This window comes from Spirochaetota bacterium (genome assembly GCA_040756435.1).
In the GTDB taxonomy this organism is placed as follows: domain Bacteria; phylum Spirochaetota; class UBA4802; order UBA4802; family UB4802; genus UBA4802.
In genome coordinates this window covers 1-11,956 of record JBFLZD010000031.1, presented here as the reverse complement: position 1 = coordinate 11,956, position 11,956 = coordinate 1, and the positions used below count along the sequence as shown (strand labels likewise).

The window sequence follows — 11,956 nt, the reverse complement described above, 5'->3', positions numbered from 1 at the left end:
CATATTTCATTATATCACTAATAGACTATAAAAAAAGAAGGGGCATGATTGTTCACACCCCATTAACCTGATAAACTTAGATGCGGTTGTTACAGCCGCTTGCTATAGTGAGTATGTAATAGCGTATGTGATAAATGACCCAAAGGCTCTTTAAGGAACTCTTGATAAATTTGCTTAATTTCAGGATTTTCATGTGATTTCCGTATTGGCAATTGCATATCAGCTTCATAAATTGCCTCAGCGCGCTTTTTACGTATATCAAGGTTAGTTGGTATTGGCTGTCCTCCTCCGCCTATGCAGCCACCGGGACAGGCCATTATTTCAATAAAGTGGTATGAACTTTTCCCTGCTCGTACCTCATCCATAAGGCGTGCAGCATTAGCAAGACCATGAGCAACTGCCACTTTTACAGTTACCCCATCAAGAAAGCTATATTCAGGTTTTGTTCCATTAATAGTAATTGACGCAGCACGAACACCTTCCATCCCTCTTACCGGTGTGATATTTAATTTTTGAAACGGAACCTCTTTACCAGTAACTATCTCATAAACCGTACGCAACGCCGCTTCCATAACACCACCGGTAGCTCCAAAAATTACTGCCGCACCAGTGGACTTACCCATTATAGAATCATAATCTTCTTCAGGAAGTTTCTCAAAGTCAATACCTGCTTGCTGTATCATTAGAGCCAATTCACGGGTAGTTAATACATAATCAACATCCTTATAGCCACTTGAATACATCTCGGGTCTGTTTGCCTCATATTTTTTTGCAGTACAGGGCATTATTGAAACTGTAACCATCCTTGCAGGGTCGATATTTCGTTTTTGTGCATAAAATGTTTTGGCAAGAGCACCAAACATCTGCTGTGGGGACTTACACGTTGATACATTTGCTAACAAATCAGGATATTTGTGCTCTATAAATTTTATCCAGCCAGGTGAGCACGATGTTGTCATTGGCAACGCAACATTCTGCTTATCACGAATAGCCTTGGTAACACGGTGCAAAAATTCATTTCCTTCTTCAATTATAGTTAGATCAGCGGTAAAATCAGTATCGAGCACTGCATCAAATCCAAGTCTTCGCAGTGCTGCTACCAGTTTTCCTGTGCTGATTTTACCAACCCCTATGCCCAGAGCCTCTGCAATACTTACTCGCACAGCAGGAGCTGTTTGTACCACTACAAATTTTTCCTCATTATCCAGAGCATCCCATACTTCTTGAATATAATTTTTTTCAATCAAAGCCCCCGTAGGACATCTGTTTATACACTGGCCACAATTAGTGCATATTACTTCATCCAGCGGCTTATCAAAAAAAGTTGCTATTTTTGTGTGATCACCTTTATGAGCACTATATAACGCTGATACACTCTGTAACTGCTCACAGGTACGCACACAGCGAGTACATTTTATACATTTACTATCGTCTTTAATTATTGATGGCGAAGAATCATCAATATTCCAATACCGTATTGTTTTAATAAATTTATTGCCATCTACCATATATTCTTTTGCAAGCTGCTGTAGCTCACAATTTCCATTTTTATAGCACGAAGTACAGTTATCAGCATGTTCTGACAAAAGTAGCTCAATAATTGTTTTGCGGACCTCCCGTACACGTCTGGTATTGGTATAAATAGTCATACCCGGCGCTACCTGAAGCGTGCATGAAGTCTGTAGTGCTCGCATACCTTTTTGTTCCACCAGGCATACTCTGCAATTACCTGCCACACAAAGATCGTCATGATAGCAAAGAGTAGGTATTTGTATACCCATTTCTTTTGCAGCCTGTAGCACAGTATAATTGTCTGGTACTTCAAATTTTTTATCGTTTATTGTCAGCATAACTGTTTTCATTACAGTACCTCCCTATCAGTAACAAATTTCTTCTTTGAAATGTTCACTAATCGAAATAAAAGGATTGGCAACCGATTGCCCCAAACCACATTTTGCCGTTATTGCCATAGTACTGGCCAGCCGTTGTAATTCATGTAAATACTGTAATGGTTTCTGGCCACTGTGAATTGCCTTTATCCCTAAATACAGTTGCTGACAACCTACCCTGCACGGTGTACACTGTCCGCATGACTCCTCTTTAAAGAAATCAAGATAATTCATCAAAACCCTATACATTGATCGTGAGCTATTAAACAAAATTATAGAACCCCCGGTTGGTATGCCTTCAAAGCCAATAATCCTTTCTTTGAATAGTTTGCGCGGAACACAAAATCCCGATGCTCCTCCTATCTGAACAGCCTTTGTATCGCCATCAGAAAATAAATCCACAAGTTCTTGTACCTTCATACCCAATGGGAGTTCAAAGACACCTTTTATTTTTGCATCACCCGAAATGGAGAACATCTTTGATCCTTTTGAATCTTTAGTTCCTATTGATGCAAATTTTGAAGCGCCTTCATCTACAATGATTGCTGCATAGGCTAATGTTTCTACATTGTTCACAACTGTTGGAAAATTAAATAAACCTCTGGTAACCGGAAATGGTGGTTTATTACGAGGTTCCCCACGATTACCTTCTATTGATTCAATAAGTGCACTTTCCTCACCACATACATATGCGCCACTGCCCATCCTCAGACGGACTGTAAAATCAATAGAATGCTTTTTAAATAATTCATTATATTCTTTGATTTTTTCTTCTATTTGTGGTTTTAGAAATGCATACTCGCCACGTAGATATATATATCCTGTTGTAGCACCAATAGCCTTTGCAGCTGCACACATACCCAAAAGCACAAGTTCGCTGTGATCCCGTAATATTTTTCTATCTTTAAAAGTTCCGGGTTCTCCCTCATCAGCATTACATATCACATATTTTTGATGTGATTCAGCCTCTTTTGCTGCTTTCCATTTTATACCGGTTGGGAATCCTGCCCCACCTCTTCCTCGCAATCCCGATTTTGTAATTTCATCTATAATTTCTTCAGGACTTTTTTTTACAATTGCGTTGACTATTTTGCTATGATCGCAAACCGAAAAAATTAACGAAAATTTTTCCTGCAATTTTTCAAGAGTATTCTCCATTGTTATCCTCCTTTACTCCACCAGGCGCAATAATTCATCAGGTGAAATAGGCTTGGAGATAGCTCCATTAAAGCCAGCTTTTGCCACATCAATAGTGGATGCAGCCTCATCACCAACTGCACTCAACATATAGATTTTTACATTGGCATTTTCAGCACGCATCTGTTTACACACAGTAATCCCTGTATCCACCTGTTCCATCATTAAGTCTAAAAGTACAACATCTGGCTTAACATTTTTAAATACTTCAATGCCCTCTTTTCCGCTATATGCTTCGTATACGGTATATCCTTTTGATGCAAGTATTGCTTTTAACGAAACAACAACATCCTGATCGTCATCTACAATTAAAACTTTTTTCATATATATTCTCCTGATTGAAGTTTTATAGTTTATTGTTCCTCTTTAAGTTTCGTGAGAATTGCTATTACTTTTTCATTTGTAAGATGGGTATAAGGAACATCATTGATAATCATTGCAGGTGCTTCATCACACCATCCAAGACAATTTGTTTCAAGCAATGTAAACATCTTATCGCTGGTAGTTTGCCCACTATCAATACCTAAATATTCTTTTATTGCAGTTACTATCTCATCTTTATTTGCCATATCACATGATATACTTTTACATATACGAATAACATATCTACCAGTTGATACTAATGGTATAAATGAATAAAACGATGCCACACCATATACCTTTGCAGGTGAAACATTGAAATGTTGTGCTACCTTGCTTAACAAATGTTCATCAAGCCTGCCGTGTACAGATAACTTCTGTAATGCAACAAGCAATAAATCCTTATTTTGAGGATTTAATTCCTGTAATATAGAATCAACCATACTACAATCTCACCTCCTTTAAATATTTATACACCTTTTATATTTCATATACATTTTGTCAATATAATTAATGCTATATTTATAATAATTTTATATTTATAGTATTATTTATTTGACAATTGTAATACCATTTTATACTGATGTTCATAAACAATTTATAGATATTTTAATAGTATATTTTTTTACAACTTGTTAAGGAGGAAATCAAATGAATGTCACCAGAAAAGATCTTCTAAAAAGTACATTTCTTTTACCGCTGTTAGCATCCTGTAACAGATATTCTAAAACCGAAGGAATTACCATAAAGAACTATGTGCCATCGGTTGAAGAATATGATAAAACGTTTTACGTACAGGTTGATCAAAGCAGGTGTCATGCCTGCCATACGTGTACAGAAGTATGCCCCACGGGTATTATTGATGGCAAAGATAAGAAGAGCACAAGCAAACATACTGTTCATCACTATGATGGGTGCGTTAATTGCGGTCAATGTCTTGTCAATTGCCCATATGGTGCTATACAAGAACAGGTATCATTTATTACTGATATAGAAGATGCAATTAATGACAAAAGAAAAACCGTTGTGGCAATGGTTGCTCCAGCGGTACGATATGCAATTGGCGAGCCTTTTGGTTTTGAACCGGGATACAATGCAATGCCACAAATGACGGCAGCTTTAAAGCAATTAGGTTTTGATATTGTATGGGATAATGAATTTGCAGCAGATCTTACTATAATTGAAGAAGGTACTGAGCTTATTCAGCGCATTACCAAAAAAGTGGATAAACCATTACCACAGTTTACTTCATGCTGTCCTGGATGGATTAAATATGTAGAAACATTTTATCCAGAATTAATTCCGCATTTATCTACCTGCAAATCACCAATTGGTATGTTAAGTGCATTAGCAAAAACATATGGAGCGAAAAAGATCAAAAAGGATTCAAAAGATATTTATACAGTTTCTATCATGCCCTGTATTGCAAAAAAATTTGAAGGGTTGCGTCCTGAACTCAATGCAAGCGGTTATAGAGATATAGACGCTACAATTAATACTCGTGAGCTTGCTTATATGTTTAAAAAGAATAACATTGATTTAAAAAACATATCCCATGAAAATCCTGATCCAGTGTTGGGTATTTCTACCGGTGCTGCTACCATATTTGGCGTTACGGGTGGCGTTATGGAAGCTGCATTGAGGTTTGCCTATGAAGCGGTAACGGGGAAGCAACTTACAAACATTGAATTTGAATCTGTACGAGGTGAACAAGGAATACGAGAAGCATCAATACCTGTGGGCGGGTTAACAATCAATGTATGTGTCATATCTGGGTTAAAAAATGCAAAACCTGTTATTGAAATGGTTAAAAATGGTACATCAAAATATCATTTCATCGAAGTGATGACCTGCCCTGGCGGATGTGTCAACGGCGGTGGTCAACCATTGGATCCTGACAATGTGTTTATTCTATAAAAATTTTTATTTTAATTGAGAGGTGATAAATATGAAGCGTACCAGAAGATCATTTTTATTTTTATCAACGACGAGTATAGTTTTGATATCAAGTTTTAAATATATTTCAAACATCTTTGCTTCCACCTACACTACCATAAAAAATAAAAGGACAAAAGGCGTATATACCTATGATAAATCAATGCCACTGAGAAAATCACAAGATAATCCCCAAATAAAAGCAATATATAAGGAATACTTAGAGCATCCCAATTCTCATTTAGCTCATAAGCTACTCCATACTCAGTATATTGATAGATCAGCAAAATATAAGGCGTTAAAAGAAAAAGGGATTTTACAATGAAGAAACCATATTAAAAATAAACAGCCCTATCACTTTATGCTGTGGGGCTGTTTATTTTTTTATTGTTTTACTACTAACAAAAATATTATTGAAAATTTTAAAAAATTTCTTGAAAAATGTTATGATTGCTCTAGAAAAGGTAGTAAAATGATCGGCATTTAAAACGCGGGTGTAATTCAGTGTTTAAAACGCGGGTGTAATTCAGTGTTTAAAACGCGGGTGTAATTCAGTGGTAGAATGTCAGCTTCCCAAGCTGAACGCCGTGGGTTCGAGTCCCATCACCCGCTCATTTTTTTTCATACATCCCTTCATCGGTAACTATCGCCCACAATAAAAAATATGTATTTCCTTTTTTATGGCGATATAATAACAATTGACATATTCATTCATATAATATTAAGTGCCATTAGATTTTTATCACAGTTATTGATATGCAAAAGACTAATTCTCATTCTATCAATATTACTTCATACTCCCTTATTACTGCTATAGGGAATACTCCTCTCATTGAGTTAGCTAAACTTTCACCTAAAGGAAGCAGAATATTAGCAAAATTTGAAGGTGCAAATCCTGGCGGTTCCATAAAAGATCGCACCGCCTGGTATATGATTAAAAAAGCCATTGAATCGGGCGCTTTAACACCTGACAAAACTATTCTTGAACCAACAAGTGGTAATACTGGCATTGGGCTTGCAATGGTTGGTTCTGCATTAGGATACAAAGTTGTTCTTTGCATGCCAAAATGTGTTAGTGTTGAACGCCAACAAACACTCATTGCGTTTGGCGCACAGTTAGTATTAACCGAAGGGTGTATGGGTACTGATGGTGCGATAATCCAGGCACATAAAATGTATGAAGAAAATCCGGACATCTATTTCATGCCCAATCAGTTTTCCAATCCTGCAAATGTACTTGCGCATTATGAAACTACCGGCGCTGAAATTCTGAAGCAAACAGGTGGACAGATAAGTGCTTTTGTAGCAGGACTGGGAACCACTGGAACCATTATGGGTGTAGCTAAAAGGTTAAAAGAATATAATCCCAAAATCAGAATTATTGGTGTTGAACCTGTAGTTGGCCATTCCATTCAGGGTTTAAAGAATATGCAGGAAGCGATAGTTCCTGACATATATAATCCCGGTATGCTTGATGACATCATTACCATTGATGATGAAACTGCATTTGAATATGCACGCAAATTAGCCTTACAGGAAGGGCTCTTTTGTGGGATGTCAAGCGGTGCTGCAGTTGCCGGTAGCATTCAGGTTGCAAACACTTTAAAACAGGGGACAGTGGTTACAATTCTACCCGACAGAGGTGACCGATACCTCTCCACTGCATTGTTCCAATCAATTTGCGCCAAGTGCCCACCGTGAGTTTTAAAGCAACAATTCATGTTTAAATTTCTATTGAGCCTTCAATTTTTTCTCTAGATACTAACGTGATCTTCACGGGTACTATTGTACCTAACCTACTTCTGTTAAAATGATTATCTTCAAGGGAAACTTTTAGATAGTTATCGGTAAGTGCTGTTAAACAATTGCCATCTTTTTCTACAACTGCAGGACGTGTAGTGTGTAAAAACTGCAAACGATATTGGTATGAACACTCTTGTGCAACATCTCGCAAACGTTGTGCTCGTGTATGAATACTATCATATGGTAATGGGCGATAGTTACTGGACATTGTTCCTTCCCTGGGTGAATAGCTGAACTGGTGAACATAGGCAAATTGCAGCATACGCACCAAATCTATCGTTGCCGTAAAGTCTTCTTCTTTTTCAGATGGATACCCAATGATAATGTCGGTGCCAATAGCAATCTCAGGTATTGATGTCCTTATTGTGTCAATGAGCTTTGCATAGAAATCGACTGTATAAGGTCTGTTCATATGCTTAAGAACAGAATCTGATCCTGATTGTAATGGCAGATGAATGTGTTTACAAACTTTATCATGTTTCAAAATATCTATGAGTTCATTACTAACGTGTGTAGGTTCAACCGAAGTTACCCGTACCCTAAAATTGCCATCCAGAGCAATTATTTTTTTTATTATGGATGCTAATGTATCATCATGATACTGATATTTACCAATAGTGATGCCAGTTAATACAATTTCAGGACAATTATGTTCAATCAAGAATTGTGCATGCTTTAAAATATCATCCACCGGCCGTGATGTTGGATTGCCGCGCACTTTTGGTACAATGCAATATGAGCATCCTCCATCACATCCATCCTGAATTTTGATATAGCCGCGTGTACGCATAAACGGCAATGCGTAATTATTATTTATTTCATTTATTGAATTTGCAGTACTTGAATCAATGGCTCCTGATAATACTGGTATTTGATCCTTTTGCACGTTTGTAAATGACGCCTGTACTTCAGGCATAGCATCAAGTTCATCTTTATGTGTTTCCACCATGCAACCGGTAACAATAACCTTGCCAGTTTTTGAAAATTTTGCACCCTGGCGGATATAGTTACGACATTTTTTATTGCTTTTATCGGTAACAGTGCAGGTGTTGATAATAACAATATCTGCAGGTGAGCCAAATGGGACTGCTTTATATCCTGATGATAAAAACTGTGAAGCTATCTGAGCAGATTCATACTGATTGCATTTACACCCTAATGTTTTTATTGAAAACGTTTTTTCATACATTGCTCTCGGTTTGTTTAATCTCCCTGAAAATAATTCGCATCCTGGTTGCTGCTGTAAGATTTGTTGTAACTGCCATAACAATCATAGCACCAATCATAACTATTTCAGGATTAACCGATGAATTTGTAAATATTACCTGGAAGAATGGGTGTAAAACTGAAATGACACATACTATTGCTAATCGTTCAGCTCTTTGCATTACTCCCCGTTTTGTAGTAACACCTATTGCTTCACCCCGTGCTTTAGTGTAGCTTACCAGCTCTGATCCTATTAAAGCTACTATTGTGGCAAGTAATGCAATAAAATTATGCTGATAATACATTGCTATACCTAAAAACACAACTCCTTCACTATATCTGTCAACACATGAATCCCAGTAAGCACCTGATTTTGTTACGGTATTTGTAGTCCTTGCAACACGGCCATCTATTATATCCAGTGTTGCACTCACTATGAGTATCCACCCTGCCAGACCAAAATTCCCAATATAATAAAAATAAGCACTTACAAAAGCCAGAAGAAGAGAAATAGCAGTAATAGTATTAGGTTTTATTTTGAAATAAATAAAAAAATTAATAAATGGCTGATTAACCCAATACCAAAATTCCCTGAAAATAAGCCCAATAAATGTTTCATGCATCCTTGCTATTATTTCAGGATCCCTGGGCCTTTTAGGATAGATAAATAAGAAAACAATAAAGCTTAGTACAGCCAGTGCATTTATAATAATTAATGGCAATAGGGAACGCACAATTTCATTTTGCAAGAATTCATTCATAGAAACTATCCTATAACAGAATATATTAATGTGGGGTAAACAGCTTATGCAGCATTATTGATAATAGTCAAGTATATTTACTGTATTTATTATGGTTTTATTATAATCATAATTCAAATATATTCATCCACGTCACTTTTCTTGTGTTATTCTATATATAAATCGCGCACGTTCATTTGCTGGATCCACTTCAAGTGCTTTTTTAGAATAATAGTTTGCCTTCTTATTATTCTTATGTTTTAAATATAATTCAGACAATGCTATATATGCACCTGTATGGGTTGGATCTAACTCAATAACTTTTTCAAAGGTCTTCTTGGCTTGAACATCATCAGGATCTGTGTTTTTATAATACATGATACCAAGCATGTACAAATCTTCAACTGAATCAGGCATAATGGTTAATGCTTCTTTTGCATAGTTAATACCATCTTTAATATATTTTTCTTTTAGTGAACCAGGTATATTTGTTTCATATGCTTCTATAAATCGTGTTTTTGCCATGTAATATAATAACTCATATGTATCTTGCTTATCAACTATCCTATCTTTATTTTTGTATGCTTGTTCAAATTCATTAAAAGCAAATTGTAAAACATTATCATTGAAATATATTTTACCCAGTTCAATATGAGCTTCAGGATAGTTAGCATCAAGAATAATAGCCTGATTATATTCTTTTATGGCATTGCCAAATTCGCCAGTGTTTTTATAATAATCACCGCGTGCTTTATGAATTTTTGCAAATTCAGGATATGCACCTTCAAATCGTTGAACAACCCTATCACCTATTGTTGACAACCTGAAATATCCATACCCAACCAGCATATCTCCAAATGATTGTGAACGGAAAATAGTCTCAACTGTAAAACGGGAAACAATTAAATTATTAGTATTTATGACATATAACGTTGTTCCTTTATGAATGCCGTCAGTATTATAAAGCCTGACAGTTACTTTTGTTTTAGGTTGTACTGTGCGGGTTAATTCCTGTTTTGCCGTATCTTCCCTTTCCCCAATGCTTATAATTCTCCCCTTAACTATCGCTTTCCATGCAACATAATCATTTTGGGTATAAAATACAGGGATAATCTGGTTAGGATTATCATATTTCATCTGGCCGGTAGCAAATATAGTACTTACCAATAAAAATACAATACATATAGAACGATTAAGAATTCGAAGAATATGATTATACATGAATCCCATTATTTTTCCTTTAAATATCGTAAAGGATTAAGTGGCGTTATATATTTCCTGAATTCAAAATGTACATGTGCTCCGGTTACTGAACCCGTCATGCCACTTTTTGCAATAACCTGCCCTTTCTGCACACTATCGCCTTCTTTAACCAAATTATTGCTGTTATGCCCATATACAGAAATATACCCTTTATTGTGTTTTATGACAACTACATTTCCATAACCATCCTTCCATCCTGAATAGATTACAGTCCCATCCATAGCAGCCCTTACCGGTGTATCAACATCACAACTGATATCTAATCCACAGTGAAATTGACGGCCTTTGCCCAATGGATTTCTTCTATTCCCAAAACTGGATGTAATTTTGCCATTTACCGGCCATAGTAACGATATGTTTGATTTAATCTGATTATTTTCTTTTGATTTCTCTTTTTTTACTATATACGTACCATCATTAATATTACTTACATTTACACGTGTATCTGGTATAAAAATGGTTTGTCCATGAAAAATGCAATTTGAATCTTTTAATGAATTATTAATGATGATATTGTGTAAAGGAATTTTATAAAGGCAAGCTATTGCCATTAATGATTGACCTTTTTTTACTCTGTGGAATACTCCTTTCCTGTTAGGAACTATAATTATCTTCCCAGGTTTTAGAATATCTAGATTGTCTATATTATTTGCTAAAAGTATCAATTTATAATTTGTATCAAATTTTTGAGCTATCTTCCATATATTGTCATTTTTTTGTATTTGATATTTAGTATGGTGCCAGCGCTTATCTTTTTTTTTCAATTCTTCAATAGTATAATTTTTTTCTTTTTTTTTACTTTTGGAGGTATCTACCACAACAGTATTTGAAAGGTCTATATCATCATCAAAATTATCATCAAATATAACCTCACCTTCAGTTTCAGCTGGGGGAGTATCATCTTCCATCTTTATGCCATCAATAATAAGTTTGTTTTCAACTGATGACAGATTTGATGAAACAATTTTTTTATTATTATTCTGTGGTTTATCAGCAATTAATGTAAATATCACTATCACAAGTATAAATAACAGTGAAAAAAAACCATAAATAAAAGAATTCTTTTTCCTTTCTTCCGGGAAGGAATATCGTTTAAAGTCATACATTGTAACATTAACCCTACAAAATATTAAACTCCCAGTACCAATGTATTATATTAATCGACATACGCCAGCTATAGAATTAATCAATTAGATAATAATTGTATTAATATAAATAAATTAAATAATCACAATTATAGCCACTATTAACAATGATTTATATTTATTCCAGGTTCATTTCATTAATTATTCCTAAATGTGGCAATTTGAATAAAATATAAAATAGGGGCCGTCTCAAAACAAACTATGGGACGGCCTTTTTTTTTATTTTAAGTACTTGATACTGAAAAAAATTAAAAAATCCCATTTACTACTCATTTTCATGCCGAAAATGCCGGAATTTTCATCATATTATGGGCTAAACTCAATAATCCCCATTCAATTTTCACTTTATCAAGCCCACGTAATAGAAAGCGTTTAAAATTTCTGTTCCACTTGATATGCCCAAAAACCGACTCCACTT

The 11,956-nt window shown here is 35.4% G+C and carries 12 protein-coding genes and 1 tRNA gene; 4 read left to right on the top strand and 9 right to left on the bottom strand.

What is annotated here, in order from left to right; translation table 11 throughout:
* Positions 1–89 precede the first annotated feature (89 nt).
* From AB1444_09905 to AB1444_09890, 4 genes are read right to left on the bottom strand one after another with little or no spacing between them, the layout of a single operon-like run.
* Entirely contained in the window at positions 90–1,862 is a 1,773-nt protein-coding gene (locus tag AB1444_09905; protein ID MEW6526968.1) for an NADH-dependent [FeFe] hydrogenase, group A6, read from the bottom strand.
* Positions 1,863–1,877: 15 nt separating this feature from the next.
* Positions 1,878–3,047, bottom strand: coding sequence for an NADH-ubiquinone oxidoreductase-F iron-sulfur binding region domain-containing protein (locus tag AB1444_09900; protein ID MEW6526967.1), 1,170 nt, complete (start codon positions 3,045–3,047; stop codon positions 1,878–1,880).
* 12 nt (positions 3,048–3,059) lie between these two features.
* Positions 3,060–3,410, bottom strand: a complete 351-nt coding sequence (locus AB1444_09895; protein ID MEW6526966.1) for a response regulator — start codon at positions 3,408–3,410, stop codon at positions 3,060–3,062.
* A 29-nt stretch (positions 3,411–3,439) separates the two neighbouring features.
* Positions 3,440–3,889, bottom strand: a complete 450-nt coding sequence (locus tag AB1444_09890) for an NAD(P)H-dependent oxidoreductase subunit E (protein ID MEW6526965.1) — start codon at positions 3,887–3,889, stop codon at positions 3,440–3,442.
* 208 nt (positions 3,890–4,097) lie between these two features.
* Between AB1444_09890 and AB1444_09885 the strand changes: the two genes are divergently transcribed.
* The 4 genes from AB1444_09885 to AB1444_09870 all read left to right on the top strand — a co-directional run bounded on the left by AB1444_09885 (position 4,098) and on the right by AB1444_09870 (position 7,082).
* Complete coding sequence (locus tag AB1444_09885) at positions 4,098–5,363, top strand: [FeFe] hydrogenase, group A (GenBank protein MEW6526964.1); 1,266 nt, start codon at positions 4,098–4,100, stop codon at positions 5,361–5,363.
* A gap of 31 nt (positions 5,364–5,394) precedes the next feature.
* Positions 5,395–5,706, top strand: a complete 312-nt coding sequence (locus AB1444_09880) for an iron hydrogenase small subunit (GenBank protein ID MEW6526963.1) — start codon at positions 5,395–5,397, stop codon at positions 5,704–5,706.
* Between the two features lie 215 nt (positions 5,707–5,921).
* Positions 5,922–5,993, top strand: a tRNA-Gly gene (locus AB1444_09875).
* A gap of 144 nt (positions 5,994–6,137) precedes the next feature.
* Positions 6,138–7,082: a cysteine synthase family protein gene (locus AB1444_09870; GenBank protein ID MEW6526962.1), complete on the top strand. Its 945-nt coding sequence runs from the start codon at positions 6,138–6,140 to the stop codon at positions 7,080–7,082.
* Between the two features lie 22 nt (positions 7,083–7,104).
* Here AB1444_09870 and mtaB read toward each other — a convergent pair whose 3' ends face one another.
* From mtaB to AB1444_09845, 5 genes are all read right to left on the bottom strand, one after another.
* Complete coding sequence (mtaB, locus tag AB1444_09865; protein ID MEW6526961.1) at positions 7,105–8,373, bottom strand: tRNA (N(6)-L-threonylcarbamoyladenosine(37)-C(2))-methylthiotransferase MtaB; 1,269 nt, start codon at positions 8,371–8,373, stop codon at positions 7,105–7,107.
* Positions 8,366–9,151: a CDP-alcohol phosphatidyltransferase family protein gene (locus tag AB1444_09860; protein MEW6526960.1), complete on the bottom strand. Its 786-nt coding sequence runs from the start codon at positions 9,149–9,151 to the stop codon at positions 8,366–8,368. Before AB1444_09860 ends, mtaB begins: the two co-directional genes overlap by 8 nt.
* Positions 9,152–9,283: 132 nt before the next feature.
* The gene (locus AB1444_09855; GenBank protein ID MEW6526959.1) at positions 9,284–10,360 is read right to left on the bottom strand and encodes a tetratricopeptide repeat protein; all 1,077 of its coding nucleotides are present in this window, start codon (positions 10,358–10,360) and stop codon (positions 9,284–9,286) included.
* Positions 10,360–11,499, bottom strand: a complete 1,140-nt coding sequence (locus tag AB1444_09850) for a M23 family metallopeptidase (GenBank protein MEW6526958.1) — start codon at positions 11,497–11,499, stop codon at positions 10,360–10,362. The genes AB1444_09855 and AB1444_09850 overlap by 1 nt, the downstream gene beginning before the upstream one ends.
* Positions 11,500–11,813: 314 nt before the next feature.
* The coding region (locus AB1444_09845) for a transposase (protein ID MEW6526957.1) at positions 11,814–11,956 on the bottom strand (143 nt) is incomplete at its 5' end.